We start from the raw sequence: 17,086 nt of genomic DNA, 5'->3' as shown, positions 1-17,086 counted from the left end.
AGGACGCGCAAAACGCCGGCGGGCCGCTGCTGCATCGCACAAGCTGCCTGTACTTCGCTATAATTGCGCGGTTAAAACACCATCCGCTAATGAGGAACCCCATGAGTTTGAATAACGTCTCTTCCGGCCGCGACCTGCCGAACGATTTCAACGTCGTCATCGAAATCCCGATGAATGCCGATCCGATCAAGTACGAAGTCGACAAGGAAAGCGGCGCGATCTTCGTCGATCGCTTCATGGGTACCGCCATGCATTACCCGTGCAACTACGGCTACGTGCCGAACACCCTGTCGCCGGATGGCGACCCGGTCGACGTGCTGGTCATCACCCCGTTCCCGCTGATCCCGGGCGTGGTCGTGCGCTGCCGTCCTATCGGCGTGCTGAAAATGACCGACGAGTCGGGCGAAGACGCAAAAGTGCTGGCCGTGCCAGTCGACAAGGTCCTGTCGATCTACAGCCACTGGCAAAAGCCGGAAGATCTGAACGAACTGCGCTTGCGCCAGATCCAGCATTTCTTCGAGCACTACAAAGATCTGGAAAAAGGCAAATGGGTCAAGATCGACGGCTGGTATGGCCCTGAAGTGGCCAAGGAAGAAATCCTGGGCGGCGTCGCCGCCTACAAGGCAGATGCTGCAAAAGCCTAACGTCACCCGTTAAAAAACGCTCCCCGCCAGCGATGGCCGGGAGCGTTTTTTTATGCGCGAAACGGGCTGTGCTCGTTCAATTCATCGAGATAGGCATCGATGCCGCCCCGTTCCCGTTCGAGGAAGCGCTGCACGGCGTCGGCAAAGGCCGGGTGCGCCAGCCAGTGGGCGGACCAGGTCTTTTGCGGCAGGAAGCCGCGCGCCATCTTGTGCTCGCCCTGGGCGCCGCCCTCGAAGGTGGCGATGCCGTTGGCGATGCAAAATTCCAGCGGCTGGTAATACGCCGTCTCGAAATGCAGGCACGGTACGTGCTCGAGCGCGCCCCAGTAGCGGCCATACAGTGTGTCGGCCGTGTGGATCACCAGCGAGGCGGCAATGGCCCGGCCTTCGCGCTCGGCGATCACCAATAAAATATTCTGCGGCATGGCCGCGCCTATGCGCCGGAAGAAGTCCAGCGACAGATAGGGCGAGGAGCGGTGTTCCGCATAGGTATTGCTGTAGCAGCGGTGGAACAGTTTCCAGTCCGCGTCCGTGGCGTCCATGCCGCGCACCTGGCGCATGGTCACGCCCGCTTCCCGCACCTTGCGCCGCTCGGCGCGGATATTCTTGCGCTTCTTGTGCTCCAGGGTGGCAAGAAATTGCTCGAAATCCGCGTAGCCGGGATTGAGCCAGTGAAACTGCACGCCGCTGCGCAGCAGGTAGCCGGCCTCGGCCAACTGGCGCGCCTCGCTTTCCGGCGGGAACAGGATATGGCAGGACGACACCTCGCTGGCCTGCTGCTGGGCCTGCAGGAAGGCCAGCAGGGCGGCGCGCGCTTCGCCATCGCGGGCCAGCAGGCGCGTGCCGCTGACGGGCGTAAAGGGGATAGCGGACAGCAGTTTCGGGTAGTATTCGAGGCCATGTTGCTGATAGGCATCGGCCCAGGCCCAGTCGAACACGTATTCGCCGTACGAGTGCGTTTTGAGGTACAGGGGCAGGGCGGCGGCCAGCGTGTCTCCTTGCCACAGCGCCAGGTAATTCGGTTGCCAGCCCGTGTCCGCGCTGGCGCAGCCGGACTCGTGCAGCGCATGCAAAAAGGCATAGGAGAGGAAGGGGGTGGCCTCCGCCTTGGCGTCCGCCTGGCGCGCCAGCAGTTCTGACCAGGCCGCTTCGCCAATTTCAGCCAGGGTAGTGACGATAGCCGTGCGATAATTCATTGTTGTAGTGTGCATTCATCACTCTCGGGGCGCCACCGTCGGCCTGCGCGCCCCTGTCTTGTTTAATAGAACGAAAAATATCCATCATCATCATGACAGTCAAAGTCGCAATTGCTCAAATGAATAGTACGGTCGGCGATCTGGCCGGCAACCGTGCCAAGATCTTCGACCTTTCCCGCCGCGCGTTCGAGGCGGGCGCCGATATCGTGCTCACGCCGGAACTGTCGCTGGTTGGCTATCCACCCGAGGACCTGTTGCTGCGCAATGCATTCTACGCAAAAACGCAGGAAGCGTTTGCGGCGCTGGCCCGCGACCTGGCCCAGTTCAAGGATATGCACGTGGTGGTGGGCTTGCCCCTGCAGGACGAGAAGGGCGTGCGCCACAATGCCGCTTCCGTGCTGGTCAATGGCGAAGTGCTGGGCACCTACCGCAAGCACGACTTGCCGAATACCACCGTGTTCGATGAAAAACGCTACTTTACGTCGTCGGACCAGGCTTTCGTGTTTGGCGTGAAGGGCGTGCGCTTCGGCATCAATATCTGCGAAGACACGTGGTTCGAGCACGCGCCGATGCGCGCCCGCGCGGCCGGCGCGCAAGTGCTGCTGGTGCCGAACGGCTCGCCTTATCACATGAATAAGCAGCATTTGCGCTATGAAACCATGCGCAAGAACGTCAGCGCGCAAGGCATGGCCCTCGTGTACGCCAACCTGGTCGGCGGCCAGGATGAGCTGATTTTCGACGGCGACTCGTTTGTCATGGATGCGGCCGGCACGATCTGCGCCCAGCTGCGCCATTTCGAGGAAGACTTGCAGCTCGTCGAGTTCGACGGCGCCACGCCCGTGCCGCAGCCGCTGGCCACGCCGCTGACCACCGAGGCGCAGGTGTACCAGGCGCTGGTGCTGGGCGTGCGTGACTATATAGTCAAGAACGGTTTCCCGGGCGTGCTGATCGGCATGTCGGGCGGCGTCGATTCCGCGCTGACCCTGGCCATCGCCGTCGATGCGCTGGGCGCCGACAAGGTGCGCGCCGTCATGATGCCGTCGCAATTTACGGCCGATATCTCGTGGATCGACTCGCGCGACATGGTAAAACGCCTCGATGTGCGCTACGATGAAATTCCGATCAAGCAAACTTTCGACGCCTTCCGCGCCACCCTGGCCGAGGAGTTCGCGGGACTGGCGGAAGACGCGACGGAAGAGAATATCCAGGCGCGCATCCGCGGCACTTTGCTGATGGCCTTGTCGAACAAGCATGGCAGCATTGTGTTGACGACGGGCAACAAGAGCGAGATGGCCGTCGGCTATTGCACCCTGTACGGCGACATGGCGGGCGGCTTTGCCGTGATCAAGGATATCGCCAAGACGCTCGTGTACCGTCTGTGTGCATACCGCAACAGCATCTCAAGCGTGATTCCCGAGCGTATTTTGACGCGCGGGCCATCGGCCGAGCTGCGCGCCGACCAGCTGGACCAGGATTCCTTGCCGCCGTATGAAATACTCGACGGCATCATGCAGATGTACATGGAAGAAAACCGGCCGATCGCCGACATTATCGAGGCTGGCTACCCGCCGGCCGACGTGGCGAAAATCACGCGCCTGATCAAGATCAATGAATACAAGCGTCGCCAGTCGCCGGTGGGCATCCGCGTCACGCACCGTGGCTTTGGCCGCGACTGGCGCTATCCCATTACGTCGAAGTTTTACGAATAACGTGGGGAACCCCGCCAAACCTACTGCGCAGCTCACTACCGGGCATCCGTTGCTCACCGTACTCAAGTACGGCTCCGCTACTCAACCCGGTATTGAACTTGCTCGCTACGGTTTTGCGGGGTCCCGTTAAGCCAGCTAATGAAGAACTGACGATTATCAATAAGGAGAAAGCCATGAAACAGATTACCGCCATCATCAAACCATTCAAGCTCGACGAAGTACGCGAGGCCCTGGCCGATGTGAACGTGACGGGCTTGACCGTGACGGAAGTGAAGGGCTTTGGCCGCCAGAAGGGTCATACCGAGCTGTACCGTGGCGCCGAGTACGTGGTCGACTTCTTGCCAAAAGTCAAAGTCGAAGTGGTAGTGGACGACAGCGTGTCGGAACTGGTGGTCGACGCCATCATCAAGGCAGCCCGCACGGGCAAGATCGGCGACGGCAAGATCTTCGTGCGCGACGTGGAGCAAGTCATCCGCATCCGCACCGGCGAGACCGGTCCTGACGCAGTGTAAGTGTTTCAGCCTGGGCTGCTGACCTTCAGCGTCCCAGGCGCATGTCGAATTTCCAGCAGATCAGGCGCAATATCGTGATGCCGCTGGCGCTGGTCCACAGCGCGAAGTCGTGCTCGGCGCCGAAGTGCATCTGCAATAAATAAGCCCAGCAGCCGAAAAACGCGCAGATGGCGTAGGGTTTTCCGTCACGAAACACCATCGGCACTTCGTTGCAGACGATGTCGCGCATCACGCCGCCGAAAATCCCCGTAATCACCCCCATCATCGAGGCAATAAAGATCGGCATGCCGGCGCGCATGGCTTCGGCCACGCCGGCGATGGCGAACATGCCCAGGCCGATGGCGTCGGCGATGACGATCAGGCGTTCCGAGACGATCTGGCGCAAATGCTGGATCAGGGGCGCGGCCGTCAGGGCCAGTACGAAGATCAGGATCGCGTATTCCTGGTGCGAAACCCAGAACAAAGGGCGCTTGTCGAGCAGGATGTCGCGTAACGTCCCCCCGCCGAATGCCGTGATGAAGGCCACGACGAATACGCCGACCAGGTCCATGCGCTTGCGGCGCGCTTCGATGAAGCCGGAAAACGCGCCCACCAGGATGGCGATGACCTCAATGATCTTGATCAGCGAGCCAGGCGGCAGTTGGGGTGGCATCATGGGTGGAGCGCGTGCACGAGACGCTAAGCAGGAAATAATTGTCACAGGTTAACATGACACGGCCCCGAATGGTGACAAACGGGGCCGTGTGCGGGGTGTAACTTGTTACTGAATTGTAATTTCTTGCTGCTAGGGCTAGCGGATGGGCTGCAGCGCTGCCGAGAGCAGCACGACGAGGGCGCCATCGCCCCCTTCCGAGCGGCGCGCCTGGCAAAAGGCGACGACTTCATCCTTTTGTACGAGCCAGCTGTGCACCATCGATTTCAACACCGGTTCCTGGCCTTTCGAGCCGAAACCCTTGCCGTGGATAACGCGCACGCAGCGCAGCTTGCGCCGCGTCGCCTGGTTCAGAAAGGCGCCGATGCCGTCGCGCGCGTCGTCCCGGCGCAAGCCGTGCAAGTCCAGCTCATCCTGGATGGGCCAGTGGCCCTTGCGCATCTTCTTGACCACGTCCGGCCCCACGCCGGGGCGGGCGTAGTTCAGGGCCGGATCGTTTTCCAGATAATGGTCGACTTCGAACAAGTCCGACAGCGACTCGCGCAGCACGGCCGCATCGTCCTCTTCCGGAGACAATTTGCGCGCCGGCTGCTGGACGCTGGCCGTGCCCGCCTTGGGCAGGCTGGGCACGTAGCGGTCCGACTCGGGCAGGCGCTTGACGCCGCCGATGCTGGCCTTGAACAGATTGCTTTCCACGGCCTGCACCTTGACCTGCTTGGCGCGCTCCGCTTCAGCTTGCGCGCGCGCGTCCGCCTGCTCCTTGAGCTGCTTGCTGACCGCTTTCAGGTCGGCAAAGTCTTTCATCGACGCCATGCGACGCTTACTCCTGGCCTTCCAGGTAGCGCTGGGCGTCCAGTGCTGCCATGCAACCCGTGCCGGCGCTGGTGATGGCCTGGCGGTAGATATGGTCTTGCACGTCGCCGGCGGCAAACACGCCCGGTGCGCTGGTGGCGGTGGCCATGCCTTCCAGGCCGGTTTTCGTCTTGATGTAGCCGTTGTGCATGTCCAGTTGGCCTTCGAAGATGCCCGTGTTCGGCTTGTGGCCGATGGCGATGAAGACGCCGTGTACGCTCAATGCTTCGACCTTGCCGTCGATGGTCGACTTGATGTTCAGGCCCGTCACGCCGCCTTCGTTGCCCGTCACTTCGTCCAGAGTGTGGTTATATTTCAACACGATCTTGCCTTCGGCAACCTTGGCATTCAGGCGGTCGATCAGGATCGCTTCCGCGCGGAACTTGTCGCGGCGGTGGATCAGCGTGACTTTATTGGCGATGTTCGACAGGTACAGCGCTTCTTCGACGGCCGTATTGCCGCCGCCGACGACTGCCACTTCCTGGTTGCGGTAGAAGAAGCCATCGCAGGTGGCGCAGGCGGACACGCCCTTGCCCATGAATTCCGCTTCCGACGGCAAGCCCAGGTACTGTGCGGATGCGCCCGTGGCGATGATCAGCGTGTCGCACGTGTATTCGTGGCTGTCGCCCTTCAGGCGGATCGGCTTTTCATTGAGGAAGGTGGTGTGGATGTGGTCAAACACGATTTCCGTATTGAAACGCTCGGCGTGCTGCAGCAAGCGCTGCATCAGGTCCGGGCCTTGCACGCCCATGGGGTCGCCGGGCCAGTTTTCCACGTCGGTGGTGGTCATCAGCTGGCCGCCTTGTTCCACGCCGGTGACCAGCATCGGGTTCAGGTTGGCGCGGGCGGCGTAGACGGCGGCGCTGTAGCCGGCTGGGCCGGAGCCGAGGATCAAAACGCGGGCGTGTTTGGTAGTGGTCATGGGAAGCTTCTCTATGAGTGGGGTCTATCCGAATTGGGGGCATACGCGCGAAGAACAAGGCCGTATTGCGCTTGCGCAAGCAATCCTCGATTATAGACCAAGCCGCCTGTAGCGACGAATCGTGGGGCCGTCCGGGGCATATATGGCTTAGAATACTTCCTTATTATGGGAAATTCCCTTTCAGAAACATTTTTCACCTTGCAGCGCTTCCCAGAATGACTAAACCAGCCCAGGCCAATCAAAATAGCTACACCCGAAAACCGGTCGAACGCCGGCCCTTGCCCAACCGGCTGGTACGGCTGCTGTCCGAGGCGCGCTGGTTCGCGCTGGCCGCGTTTGCCCTGTATTTCGTGCTGATACTGGCCAGCTTCAACAAGCTCGACCCGGGCTGGTCGCATGCCACGTCCGTCGACAAGGTGGCCAACCTGGGCGGCAAGCTCGGTGCGACCTTTTCCGATCTGCTGCTGTATATCTTCGGTTTTTCCGCCTGGTGGTGGTGCGTCTGGCTGCTGCGCACCGTGTGGAATGGCTATCGCCGCCTGAGTAAGCGCTTCCTGCTGGAAGAAGAGGACGTGGAGCGCGAGCACCATGTCGAGATGCTGATCCGCATCGTCGGCTTTTCCATCATGCTGATCGGCAGCATGGGCCTCGAATACCTGCGCATGGCGAAAAGCCTGCACGTGCAGCTGCCGCGCGACCCCGGCGGCGTGCTGGGCCAGCTGGTGGGGCATTCGGCCCACGTGGCTTTCGGCTTCACGGGCGCTACTTTATTACTGTTGCTGCTGTTCGGCCTCGGTTTCAGCCTGTTCTTCCACGTTTCTTGGTTGCAAGTGGCAGAACGCATCGGCGGCGCTATCGAAGACGCGTTTAATTGGTTCGTGCTGCGCTACCAGGACCGCGAAGACCGCCGCCAGGGTGAAGTGGCTGCCGTGCGCCGCGACGAAGTGGTGGTCATCGAACGGGCCAAGCACGTGGAAAAGCACGTGGCCGCGCCGCCCGTCAAGATCGAGCCGCAAGTCGTGACCGTGGTGAAATCCGAGCGCGTGGAAAAGGAGCGCCAGGCGCACTTGTTCGAGAACTTGGGCGATGGCAAGCTGCCGCCGCTGTCCTTGCTCGATGAAGCGCCGCCCGTGGTGGAAACGGTGTCCGTGGAAACCCTGGAGTTTACGAGCCGCCTGATCGAAAAGAAATTGTCGGACTTTGGCGTGGATGCCAAGGTAGTGGCCGCTTACCCCGGCCCTGTCGTGACGCGCTATGAAATCGAGCCGGCCACGGGCGTGAAGGGCAGCCAGATCGTGGGCCTGGCGCGCGACCTGGCCCGTTCGCTGTCGCTCACCTCGATCCGCGTCGTGGAAACCATTCCCGGCAAGAACTATATGGCCCTGGAATTGCCGAATACCAAGCGCCAGATCGTGCGCCTGACGGAAATCCTCGGCTCCAAGGTCTACAACGATGGCGTGTCCAGCCTGACGATTGCGCTGGGCAAGGATATCGCCGGCAAGCCCGTCGTGGCCGACCTGGCCAAGATGCCCCACTTGCTGGTGGCCGGCACCACCGGTTCCGGTAAATCCGTGGGCATCAATGCGACGATTTTGTCGCTGCTGTACAAGTCCGACCCGCTCGACGTGCGATTGATCCTGATCGATCCGAAGATGCTGGAAATGTCCGTCTACGAAGGCATCCCGCACTTGCTGGCGCCCGTCGTCACCGACATGCGCCAGGCGGGTCACGCGCTGAACTGGGCCGTGAACGAGATGGAACGCCGCTACAAGCTGATGAGCAAGATGGGCGTGCGTAACCTGGCCGGCTACAACGCGAAGATTGCCGACGCGAAAAAGCGCGAAGAACATATCCCGAATCCGTTCAGCCTGACACCGGACTCGCCCGAGCCGCTGGAAAAACTGCCGACCATCGTCATTATCATTGACGAGCTGGCTGATCTGATGATGGTGGTGGGTAAAAAAGTCGAGGAATTGATCGCGCGTATCGCGCAAAAGGCCCGCGCCGCCGGTCTGCACTTGATTCTGGCCACGCAGCGCCCATCTGTAGACGTGATCACGGGCTTGATTAAAGCCAACATCCCGACGCGTATCGCCTTCCAGGTGTCGTCAAAGATCGACTCGCGCACCATTCTCGACCAGATGGGCGCGGAAACCCTGCTGGGCATGGGCGACATGCTGTACATGCCGCCCGGCACCGGCTTGCCGATGCGCGTGCACGGCGCGTTTGTGTCGGATGAAGAAGTTCACCGCGTCGTCAGCCATCTGAAGCTGCAGGGCGAACCGAATTACATCGAGGGCATCCTCGAAGGCGGCACCCTGGAAGGCGATGGCGCCGAAGGCGGCGCGCCGGGCGAGGGCGGCGGCGAGGCCGATGCCCTGTACGACCAGGCGGTGGCGGTGGTGCTGAAAAACCGCCGCGCCTCGATTTCGCTGGTGCAGCGTCATTTGCGCATCGGCTACAACCGCGCCGCCCGCCTGCTCGAGCAGATGGAGCAGAGCGGGGTAGTGTCAACCATGCAATCCAATGGCAACCGGGAAATCCTGGTGCCGGCGGCCAGTGCCGAACAAGGGTAATAAATGAAAAGCAATACTTTCGCAGCAAAAATGATCATCGGCGCGGCCAGCGTTGCCTGCAGCCTGCTGTTCGCGGCCAGCGCCTCGGCCAGTGCCCTCGAGCAGTTCAAGAGCTTTGCGGCCGGCACCAAGTCGGCCAAGGGCGAGTTCGTGCAGCGCCAGGTCAAGAAGGCGGACGCCAGCGGCAAGGCCAAAGTTTCCACGCCAGCCAGTGGCACGTTCGAGTTTGCCCGTCCCGGCAAGTTCATCTGGACCTATCTGAAACCGTACGAGCAGTTGCTGCAGGCCGATGGCGACAAGCTGTATATCTACGACAAGGACTTGAGCCAGGTGACGGTCAAGAAACTGGGCGACGCGCTCGGTTCCTCGCCGGCCGCCATCTTGTTCGGCAGCAACGACCTGGAAAAGAATTTTACGTTGGCCGAAGCAGGCACGCGCGATGGCCTGGAATGGCTGAAAGCCACGCCGAAGGCCAAGGACACGACGTTTGACGAAATCACCATCGGCTTGCGCAACGGCGTGCCGGAAGCGATGGAGTTGCGCGATTCGTTCGGGCAGACCTCGGTGCTGGCGTTCAAGAATTTCCAGAAAAACCCGGCCTTATCTGCCAATCACTTTAAATTTGTCATGCCCAAGGGCGCCGACGTCATTAATAATTAAGACTGTCGCGCCTTGCGTATGAGCCGGCCTCGCAGCAATGCGGGGCTTTTGCATTCTTACTAGGTACCTCATTATGGCGGATCTTTTTTCCACCGCACCGCGCCAGCCGCTGGCCGAAGCCTTGCGGCCTGCTACCCTTAACGAAGTCATCGGCCAGACGCATCTGCTGGGCGTGGGCAAGCCGCTGCGCCTGGCCTTCGAGGCGGGCAAGGCCCATTCGATGATTTTATGGGGGCCGCCCGGCGTGGGCAAGACCACCCTGGCGCGCCTGATGGCGAACGCGTTCGACAGCGAATTCATCGCCCTGTCAGCCGTGTTTGCGGGCGTGAAAGATATCCGCGCAGCCATGGACCAGGCCCGCCACAGCCTGGACCAGTTCGGCAAGCACACTTTATTGTTCGTCGACGAGATCCACCGGTTTAATAAATCGCAACAGGACGCCTTGCTGCCCTTCGTCGAGTCGGGCCTGGTGACCTTCATTGGCGCCACGACGGAAAACCCCAGCTTCGAAGTGAACTCGGCGCTGCTGTCGCGCGCGCAAGTGTATGTATTGAAATCGCTCAACGAAGACGAGATGAAGCAGCTGCTGGCCAAGGCGCAGTCCACGGCCTTGACGCACCTGACGTTCGACGAAGCGGCGGCCGACACCCTGATCGGCTATGCGGATGGCGATGCGCGCCGCTTTTTGAACTTGCTGGAGCAGGCCGAGACGGCCGCCAGCTCGACGGGCACGACGACCATCGACGCGGCCTTTGTCGACAATGCGCTCACATTAAATTCGCGCCGCTTCGACAAGGGCGGCGACAATTTCTATGACCAGATTTCCGCGCTGCACAAGTCCGTGCGCGGTTCCAACCCGGACGCCGCCCTGTACTGGTTTTGCCGCATGATCGACGGCGGCGCCGACCCGCGCTACCTGTCGCGGCGCATTGTGCGCATGGCCTGGGAAGACATCGGCCTGGCTGACCCCCGCGCCTTGACGATGGTCAATGATGCGGCGGAAACGTATGAACGGCTCGGTTCGCCCGAAGGCGAGCTGGCCCTGGGTCAGGCCGTGATCTACCTGGCGATTGCGGCAAAGAGCAATGCCGGCTACAACGCCTTCAATACGGCCATGGCCTTCGTCAAGAAGGATAAATCGAAGGAAGTGCCCGTGCACTTGCGCAATGCGCCGACGAAGCTGATGAAGGAACTCGGCTATGGCCATGCCTACCGCTATGCGCATGACGAGCCCGATGCCTACGCGGCTGGCGAAACCTATTTCCCGGACGGCATGGCCGAACCGGGCTGGTACCAGCCCGTGCCGCGCGGCCTGGAAAGCAAGATTGCCGACAAGCTGGCGTGGCTGCGCGAGCTTGACAGGAAAGCAGGAAAACCGGCCGGCAAGGGCTGAATTACAGTCCCAGCAATGTAAAACCGTCATCCTGAGGCGCGTAGCCGACCAGCCGGCGCGTCGCGTCGATGGATAGCCGCTTGTAGCGGTTGTCCGACACGCCATGCACGACGTGGTAGCCGGCCGGCACGTCCGCCGCGATGCAGCAGGCCAGCAACTGCACCACGTCGCGCTCGCTGATGAAGGCGGCGATGTCGCGTGCGCTGTGTTGTTGACCTTTCTTAAACTGCGCCACGTTGGCGATGCGCACGGCGATCGCCGTCATGCCATGCTGGTGGGCGAATGCGGAGGCCACGCCTTCACCGAAGGCCTTGCTGGCGCCATACATGTTGGCCGGGCGCGCCGGCATGTGCTCATGCACTTGCACGTCCAGCGGGTAGCCCTCGATGGCTTGCGCGCTGCTGGCGAATACGACTCTTTTCACTCCCTGCGCCTGTGCCGCGCGGAAGATGTTGTGCGTGCCGATGATGTTCGGCTGCAGCAATTGCGCATCGAAATCGGCGCTGGCGTGCGGCACGCCGGCCAGGTGCAGCACCACGTCGATATCGGTGCAGGCGGCCAGGCAGGCGGCGTAATCGCTGACGTCGAGCTGCATGGACGGGCAGGGCGCTTCGGCCAGCTTGCCTGTGTGCAGGTCGGCCAGGCGCAGGGAGAATTCCCCGTGCCGGCGCTTCCAGAAAACGGTGCCGATAACGCCGGCGGCGCCCGTGACGAGGACGCGCAGTGGTGGTGTTTGAGTCATGTATTCCTAATATTCAAGGTGTGAGGCAGTGCCAGGTTCAGCCAGCGCAGCAGGGCGGGGCGCGGTGCGGCCGTCCCATGCACGCGGATGCGTCCGCTACCGACGGCTTCGACCAGCACCAGGCCGTCATTCGGGATCGTGTAGCGTTCGCCGCTGCGCAGCACGCAATCCTCGAACTGGGCGTAGGCCGTGATCCAGGCCGTGCCGGACAGGCATTCGATGACCCTGGCATGCGCTTTTTCCAGACGCAAAGGCCGTTCGCTGCGTAATTCGTGGTCGGTATGCATCGCATCGCTCCTGTTGGTGTGCTGACAGGAACAGCTTAGGCGCTTGCGGTGAACCATGACAGATGCAGGAAAACGAAATTGTCATGCATACAGTGCGCTTCATCGTACACTGTGCTTGTCAAAAAAACGGGCAACTGTATCTGTGCGTGCCGCGCGCGGCAGCCGCATACTGAAGGGATGAACATGAGCGCGCATTTGAATCTGTACGAGCACCTGGCCAACGAGCTGGGCGCCTTGATCGACGCGCGCGTGTTCGCGCCTGGCGACCGCTTGCCGTCGATCCGCCACCTGGCGCAGCAAAAGCGCATTTCCGTCAGTACCGTGATGCAAGCCTTGCGCCTGATGGAAGACCGGGGGCAGGTTGATGCGCGGCCCCAGTCCGGCTATTTCGTGCGCCACCGCGCGCCCCGCAGGCCCTGCAGCGCCGACGCCCAGCACTTGAAGGAGCCGGCCTTTGTCGGCATCAACAATCTGTTGATGCGCGTGCTGAAGGAAAACGAGGCGCCCGATATCGTGCAGCTGGGCACGGCCTGGCCGCCCGACGAGATTTTGCCCATCAAGCGCATGCAGCGCACCATCAGCGCGGTGGCGCGGCGCGAACCGGCTTTGTTGAGCAAGGTCAGCTGCTACGACGTCAGCGAAAGCAACTTCCTGCGCCAGGTCACGCGCCGCGCGCTGGATTGGGGCAAGCTGGACCCGCACGAGATCGTCGTGACGAATTCCTGCACGGAAGCGATCAGCCTGTGCCTGCGCGCCGTCGCCAGGCCGGGCGACACCATCGCCATCGAGTCGGCCACGTATTTCGTGCTGCTGCAGATGATCGAAAGCCTGGGCATGAAGGCGCTGGAAATCCCCACCGACCCGAAGACGGGGCCGTCGCTCGATGCGCTGGAACTGGCCCTGCGAGCCGGCCTCGTGCAAGCGTGTTTGTTCGTGCCGAACGCGAATAATCCTTTGGGTTGCGTCATGCCGGAGGCCAACAAGAAGCGTTTGGCGGGCTTGCTGTCGGAATTTAATATTCCGCTGGTGGAAGACGATGTATATGGCGACCTGTGCTTTGCGCCGCAGCGCCCGTGGCCCGTGAAGGCTTACGATACGAGCGGCAACGTCTTGCTGTGTTCCTCGTTTTCCAAGGCCATCACGCCTGCGTCGCGCGTCGGTTACGTGCTGGCCGGGCGTTTCGCGCAGGAAGTGGCCCTGCTGAAAACCGTGTCGAGCGGCGCCACCAGCCATTTCTTCCAGGCCGTGCTGGCCGATTTTCTGGAGGGCAGCAGCTACGACCAGCAGTTGCGCAAGATGCGACGCACGCTGGTGCAGCGCATCGCCCGCATGTCCGACGCCGTGGCGGCCGGCTTTCCGGCGGACTGCATGCTGTCCGAGCCGCAGGGCGGTTTCGTGCTGTGGGTGCAGATGCCGCCGCAAGTCGATGCGCTGGCCCTGCACGGCCACGCCATCGCCAGCGGCGTGGCCTATATGCCGGGCCAGCTGTTCTCGGCCTCGGGCAAGTTCGGCAATTACCTGCGCCTCAATTGCGGCAATGCCTGGACGCCGCGCATCGAGCAGGCCATCGGCCGCCTGGGCCGCCTGGTGCATGAGGCCTTGTAACTATTCTTTGCGTTTCAGTCCCGCATTTTCACCGTTCGCTCCCTGTTTTTCGCCGCTGGTCGCAAGCCGGTGGCCTTGTTTGCCGCCGTTGGCTAAAGTACCACCATACCAGCAGCAGTCAAACACACAAACTAACCGGGAGTCACATCATGAACGCACTGAAAAACATGGAAATCACCTTTGTCGCCGCCGCCATCATCGCCATCGGCGCCAGCTTCGCCTCCGCAGGCGCACACACGGTGGAAGTGAGCGCCACGTCGACCCTGATTGCCAAGGCCGCCGATAGCACGATGCCTGTCGTGACCGTCAGCGCCCGTCGCCTGACCGCTGCCGAAAAAGCCGCGTTCATTTAAGCAATAAGCTATGCAGAAAATGTAAAGCGGGCGCGAGTGCCCGGCCAGGCTGCCATGACGATGGTTGACCTTGCGCAAAACTCATCGAAGTGAACTGGGTCTTGGTACAATGAGTGCTTTCGATACATCGGCACCGCCATCCACCCATGATAGATATCCAACTTCTCCGTAAAGACATCGCCACCGTCGCAGAACGCCTGGCGACGCGCAAATTCCAGCTCGACGTGGCAGGTTTTACCGCCCTCGAAGCCGAACGCAAGGCGATCCAGACGCGCACCGAGGAACTGCAGGGCAAGCGCAATGCGTTGTCCAAGCAAATCGGCATGTTGAAAGGCAAGGGGGAAGACACCTCGGCCGTGATGGCGCAAGTGGCAGGCCTGGGCGATGAGCTGAAAGCCGATGAGGCGGCCCTGAGCGTAGTGCAAGCCAAGCTGAGCGATTTCATCATGGCCGTGCCGAACTTGCCGCATGAATCGTCGCCCCTGGGCACGGACGAGTCGGGCAACGTGGAAGTGCGCAAGGTCGGCACGCCACGCACTTTTGACTTTGAAGTCAAGGATCACGTCGACGTGGGCGGCCCGCTGGGCCTCGATTTCGAAGTGGCCACCAAGCTGACCGGTTCGCGCTTCTCCGTCATGAAGGGCGGCATCGCCCGCCTGCACCGCGCACTGGCGCAATTCATGCTCAACACGCATGTGGACGAGCATGGCTACACGGAATGCTATACGCCGTACATGGTCAACGCCGATTCCCTGCGCGGCACGGGCCAGTTGCCGAAATTCGAAGCCGACCTGTTCTCGGTGAAAAAAGGCGGCGCGGAAGGCGAGGGCGAGACCTTCTACCTGATCCCGACGTCGGAAGTGTCGCTGACCAATATCGCGCGCGATGAAATCCTGGCGCTCGATCAACTGCCCCTGAAAATGACGGCCCACACGCCATGCTTCCGTTCGGAAGCGGGCAGCTACGGCCGCGACACGCGCGGCATGATCCGCCAGCACCAGTTCGACAAGGTGGAAATGGTGCAAGTGGTGCACCCGGACACCTCGTACCAGGTGCTCGATGAAATGGTCGGCCATGCGGAAGCGATTTTGCAACGCCTGGGCCTGCCATACCGCGTGATGTCGCTGTGCACGGGCGACATGGGTTTCGGCGCCACCAAGACCTTCGACCTGGAAGTGTGGCTGCCGGCGCAAAACACCTACCGCGAAATCTCGTCCCTGTCGAACTGCGAAGCCTTCCAGGCCCGCCGCATGCAGGCGCGCTTCCGCAACGCCGCCGGCAAGCCGGAACTGGCGCACACCCTGAACGGCTCCGGCCTGGCAGTGGGCCGCACCCTGGTAGCGGTGCTGGAAAACTACCAGCAGGCAGACGGCAGCGTCGAGATCCCGCCAGTGCTGCGCCCGTACATGGGCGGCCTGACGCATCTGAAGGCTTAAAATAGTCCTTTTCTTTTTGTCGCGGGCTGCTATAATCTTGCCTTCTCGCAGCAATGCGGGAAAAGACCGCAGCAAATGGAGAGGTGGCAGAGTGGTCGAATGTACTTGACTCGAAATCAAGCGTACGTTAAATCGTACCGTGGGTTCGAATCCCACCCTCTCCGCCAGAACAAATAGAGAAAGCTCCCGCAAGGGAGCTTTTTTTATTTGTGGCGGCGGAAAGGAGTACGCCCCCTGCGGGGCGTACGCGTGGGATTCGAAGCCCCGCGCATACTTGCGCGGGGCTCTCCGAATCGCCCAGATAGGTTTTGGTTTGCCAGTCATCAGTTGCAAATCACCAATAAACCCCTACCCAACCCAACAACACCCATGCTAAAATAGCGCCTCGTTCAAACAGGCACGCCAGTTTGAACGAATAGACCGCAGTAAACGGAGAGGTGGCAGAGTGGTCGAATGTACTTGACTCGAAATCAAGCGTACGTTAAATCGTACCGTGGGTTCGAATCCCACCCTCTCCGCCAGAATAAATAAGAAAGCTCCCGCAAGGGAGCTTTTTTTATTGGGAACGCCAAAAAGCTTGCGACACATCAACGCAGGTAGAAAAACCGCCCAAAGCGCGCAGCGCAAGGCGTTTTTTCCTCCATTCAAGCTCTAATTGCCAGCGCCGCCACGAACTCAAGCTAGTGCACCAGCCGCGCCACCGCAAACGCCACACTCGACAGCGCAATCATCGTCCCCACGCAAGACAGGATGACAGTCGACTTCGCCTCAGCCACATCGGACCTGGTCGCGTAATTGGAGCGCACCACCGCCAAGTCCAGTTTCAAGCTGCTGACATCCGTCTTGAGGACAGTGACATCCGTTTTCAGGCCGGCGACATCCGTTTTCAGGTCTGCCACATCCACCTTGAGACCAGCGACATCCGTTTTCAGGTCTGCCACATCCACTTTGAGGCCAGCCACATCCGTTTTCAGGCCAGCCACATCCGTTTTCAGACCAGCCACATCCACCTTGATGCCAGCCACATCAACCTTCAAATCAGCAACGTCCAGTTTCACGCCGGCCATGTCTTTTCCCAGTGTGTTGACTTGCTCGTCCATGGCGCAATCCTCCGTGCTTGTCACTGCATGCTCCTCGCTTTTTTCACCGCTGTCAAACAGTGTCCCGAGGGTATCGCGCATGGCTTTGCTATTGTTTGCCAGGCGTTGTGCCAGTGCCGTCACGCGCTGCAAGTCGGCCATTCCTTCGCCCTGTAGCTGCTCCGTGGCAGTCTGCAATTCGACGGTGATCTGCTCGCTGAGACTGGCTGCGACCTGCAGCCACGCATCGATCTTGCGCTGGCGCGCCTGTTGCGTGAGCGCGTCATGCCGCACCCGCGTATCGCTCAGCTTGTGCATGCTGTTCATGCCACGTCCTCTACAGTCTGGGGCCGATGCCGCTGCTGTCCACGCTACCCCTTGCCGATGCACCCCACCTTGACCCAGCTCAGCCTATGTTAATCTACTCCCTCCCATCCCGGCCCCACCAATAAAAGCAATGTGCCGATT

16 protein-coding genes and 2 tRNA genes are annotated in these 17,086 nt (G+C 61.0%); 11 read left to right on the top strand and 7 right to left on the bottom strand.

The features are described 5' to 3' along the window. The first annotated feature begins 101 nt into the window (after positions 1-101). Entirely contained in the window at positions 102-644 is a 543-nt protein-coding gene (ppa, locus tag AC07X6_RS12955; protein ID WP_086139428.1) for an inorganic diphosphatase, read from the top strand. A 50-nt stretch (positions 645-694) separates the two neighbouring features. On the opposite strand, the gene AC07X6_RS12950 is transcribed toward ppa, so the two are convergent. Beyond that, on the bottom strand, positions 695-1,840 hold the full coding sequence (locus tag AC07X6_RS12950) for a GNAT family N-acetyltransferase (RefSeq protein ID WP_230541839.1): 1,146 nt from the start codon (positions 1,838-1,840) through the stop codon (positions 695-697). A gap of 92 nt (positions 1,841-1,932) precedes the next feature. Here AC07X6_RS12950 and AC07X6_RS12945 point away from each other — a divergent pair, with 92 nt between their 5' ends. Together AC07X6_RS12945 and AC07X6_RS12940 are read left to right on the top strand one after the other, a co-directional pair. Beyond that, on the top strand, positions 1,933-3,549 hold the full coding sequence (locus AC07X6_RS12945) for an NAD+ synthase (protein WP_494791228.1): 1,617 nt from the start codon (positions 1,933-1,935) through the stop codon (positions 3,547-3,549). A 173-nt stretch (positions 3,550-3,722) separates the two neighbouring features. Then, a complete protein-coding gene (locus AC07X6_RS12940) occupies positions 3,723-4,061 on the top strand; it encodes a P-II family nitrogen regulator (RefSeq protein ID WP_034758685.1) in 339 nt (112 codons plus the stop codon). 25 nt (positions 4,062-4,086) lie between these two features. Here AC07X6_RS12940 and AC07X6_RS12935 read toward each other — a convergent pair whose 3' ends face one another. The 3 genes from AC07X6_RS12935 to trxB all read right to left on the bottom strand — a co-directional run bounded on the left by AC07X6_RS12935 (position 4,087) and on the right by trxB (position 6,487). Further along, a complete protein-coding gene (locus tag AC07X6_RS12935) occupies positions 4,087-4,716 on the bottom strand; it encodes a trimeric intracellular cation channel family protein (RefSeq protein WP_034786156.1) in 630 nt (209 codons plus the stop codon). 135 nt (positions 4,717-4,851) lie between these two features. Further along, complete coding sequence (locus tag AC07X6_RS12930; RefSeq protein ID WP_230541683.1) at positions 4,852-5,526, bottom strand: Smr/MutS family protein; 675 nt, start codon at positions 5,524-5,526, stop codon at positions 4,852-4,854. Between the two features lie 7 nt (positions 5,527-5,533). Next, entirely contained in the window at positions 5,534-6,487 is a 954-nt protein-coding gene (gene trxB / locus AC07X6_RS12925; protein WP_034758671.1) for a thioredoxin-disulfide reductase, read from the bottom strand. Positions 6,488-6,702: 215 nt separating this feature from the next. Here trxB and AC07X6_RS12920 point away from each other — a divergent pair, with 215 nt between their 5' ends. The 3 genes from AC07X6_RS12920 to AC07X6_RS12910 all read left to right on the top strand — a co-directional run bounded on the left by AC07X6_RS12920 (position 6,703) and on the right by AC07X6_RS12910 (position 11,116). Next, positions 6,703-9,063, top strand: a complete 2,361-nt coding sequence (locus AC07X6_RS12920; protein ID WP_494791227.1) for a DNA translocase FtsK — start codon at positions 6,703-6,705, stop codon at positions 9,061-9,063. Between the two features lie 3 nt (positions 9,064-9,066). Continuing rightward, positions 9,067-9,723, top strand: coding sequence for an outer membrane lipoprotein chaperone LolA (lolA, locus tag AC07X6_RS12915; protein WP_494791226.1), 657 nt, complete (start codon positions 9,067-9,069; stop codon positions 9,721-9,723). A gap of 73 nt (positions 9,724-9,796) precedes the next feature. Further along, the gene (locus tag AC07X6_RS12910; RefSeq protein WP_070225008.1) at positions 9,797-11,116 is read left to right on the top strand and encodes a replication-associated recombination protein A; all 1,320 of its coding nucleotides are present in this window, start codon (positions 9,797-9,799) and stop codon (positions 11,114-11,116) included. A 1-nt stretch (position 11,117) separates the two neighbouring features. Here the strand turns inward: AC07X6_RS12910 and AC07X6_RS12905 are convergent, their stop codons facing one another. Together AC07X6_RS12905 and AC07X6_RS12900 are read right to left on the bottom strand one after the other, a co-directional pair. Next, on the bottom strand, positions 11,118-11,858 hold the full coding sequence (locus AC07X6_RS12905; RefSeq protein WP_494791225.1) for an NAD-dependent epimerase/dehydratase family protein: 741 nt from the start codon (positions 11,856-11,858) through the stop codon (positions 11,118-11,120). Beyond that, positions 11,855-12,145, bottom strand: a complete 291-nt coding sequence (locus AC07X6_RS12900; protein ID WP_230541679.1) for a DUF2917 domain-containing protein — start codon at positions 12,143-12,145, stop codon at positions 11,855-11,857. The genes AC07X6_RS12905 and AC07X6_RS12900 overlap by 4 nt, the downstream gene beginning before the upstream one ends. A gap of 183 nt (positions 12,146-12,328) precedes the next feature. Between AC07X6_RS12900 and AC07X6_RS12895 the strand changes: the two genes are divergently transcribed. The 5 genes from AC07X6_RS12895 to AC07X6_RS12875 all read left to right on the top strand — a co-directional run bounded on the left by AC07X6_RS12895 (position 12,329) and on the right by AC07X6_RS12875 (position 16,060). Next, positions 12,329-13,750 (top strand): aminotransferase-like domain-containing protein, encoded by a 1,422-nt coding sequence (locus tag AC07X6_RS12895; protein WP_494791224.1) that lies wholly within the window; start codon positions 12,329-12,331, stop codon positions 13,748-13,750. 149 nt (positions 13,751-13,899) lie between these two features. After that, positions 13,900-14,103 carry a hypothetical protein gene (locus AC07X6_RS12890; RefSeq protein WP_494791223.1) on the top strand — a complete coding sequence of 68 codons (204 nt, stop codon included), beginning with the start codon at positions 13,900-13,902 and terminating at the stop codon, positions 14,101-14,103. 146 nt (positions 14,104-14,249) lie between these two features. Then, positions 14,250-15,539: a serine--tRNA ligase gene (gene serS, locus AC07X6_RS12885; RefSeq protein ID WP_230541676.1), complete on the top strand. Its 1,290-nt coding sequence runs from the start codon at positions 14,250-14,252 to the stop codon at positions 15,537-15,539. A gap of 77 nt (positions 15,540-15,616) precedes the next feature. After that, positions 15,617-15,706, top strand: a tRNA-Ser gene (locus tag AC07X6_RS12880). 264 nt (positions 15,707-15,970) lie between these two features. Beyond that, positions 15,971-16,060: transfer RNA gene (locus AC07X6_RS12875), tRNA-Ser, on the top strand. A 159-nt stretch (positions 16,061-16,219) separates the two neighbouring features. Here AC07X6_RS12875 and AC07X6_RS12870 read toward each other — a convergent pair. Next, positions 16,220-16,945: a hypothetical protein gene (locus AC07X6_RS12870; protein WP_494791222.1), complete on the bottom strand. Its 726-nt coding sequence runs from the start codon at positions 16,943-16,945 to the stop codon at positions 16,220-16,222. Positions 16,946-17,086 lie beyond the last annotated feature (141 nt).

This window comes from Janthinobacterium sp. GW460-12-1-14-LB5 (assembly GCF_059423585.1).
Note: the sequence above shows the minus strand (reverse complement) of the source record. Positions and strands in the feature narration are given on the sequence as shown.

Bases quoted from the DNA above. Each gene is read 5' to 3' on its own strand.
- lolA (WP_494791226.1), top strand. From the start codon at position 9,067: ATGAAAAGCAATACTTTCGCAGCAAAAATGATCATCGGCGCGGCCAGC.
- AC07X6_RS12890 (WP_494791223.1), top strand. From the start codon at position 13,900: ATGAACGCACTGAAAAACATGGAAATCACCTTTGTCGCCGCCGCCATC.
- AC07X6_RS12900 (WP_230541679.1), bottom strand. From the start codon at position 12,145: ATGCATACCGACCACGAATTACGCAGCGAACGGCCTTTGCGTCTGGAA.
- AC07X6_RS12910 (WP_070225008.1), top strand. From the start codon at position 9,797: ATGGCGGATCTTTTTTCCACCGCACCGCGCCAGCCGCTGGCCGAAGCC.
- AC07X6_RS12895 (WP_494791224.1), top strand. From the start codon at position 12,329: ATGAGCGCGCATTTGAATCTGTACGAGCACCTGGCCAACGAGCTGGGC.
- AC07X6_RS12905 (WP_494791225.1), bottom strand. From the start codon at position 11,858: ATGACTCAAACACCACCACTGCGCGTCCTCGTCACGGGCGCCGCCGGC.
- AC07X6_RS12930 (WP_230541683.1), bottom strand. From the start codon at position 5,526: ATGGCGTCGATGAAAGACTTTGCCGACCTGAAAGCGGTCAGCAAGCAG.
- AC07X6_RS12935 (WP_034786156.1), bottom strand. From the start codon at position 4,716: ATGATGCCACCCCAACTGCCGCCTGGCTCGCTGATCAAGATCATTGAG.
- AC07X6_RS12920 (WP_494791227.1), top strand. From the start codon at position 6,703: ATGACTAAACCAGCCCAGGCCAATCAAAATAGCTACACCCGAAAACCG.
- ppa (WP_086139428.1), top strand. From the start codon at position 102: ATGAGTTTGAATAACGTCTCTTCCGGCCGCGACCTGCCGAACGATTTC.
- AC07X6_RS12870 (WP_494791222.1), bottom strand. From the start codon at position 16,945: ATGAACAGCATGCACAAGCTGAGCGATACGCGGGTGCGGCATGACGCG.
- AC07X6_RS12950 (WP_230541839.1), bottom strand. From the start codon at position 1,840: ATGAATTATCGCACGGCTATCGTCACTACCCTGGCTGAAATTGGCGAA.
- serS (WP_230541676.1), top strand. From the start codon at position 14,250: ATGATAGATATCCAACTTCTCCGTAAAGACATCGCCACCGTCGCAGAA.
- AC07X6_RS12945 (WP_494791228.1), top strand. From the start codon at position 1,933: ATGACAGTCAAAGTCGCAATTGCTCAAATGAATAGTACGGTCGGCGAT.
- trxB (WP_034758671.1), bottom strand. From the start codon at position 6,487: ATGACCACTACCAAACACGCCCGCGTTTTGATCCTCGGCTCCGGCCCA.
- AC07X6_RS12940 (WP_034758685.1), top strand. From the start codon at position 3,723: ATGAAACAGATTACCGCCATCATCAAACCATTCAAGCTCGACGAAGTA.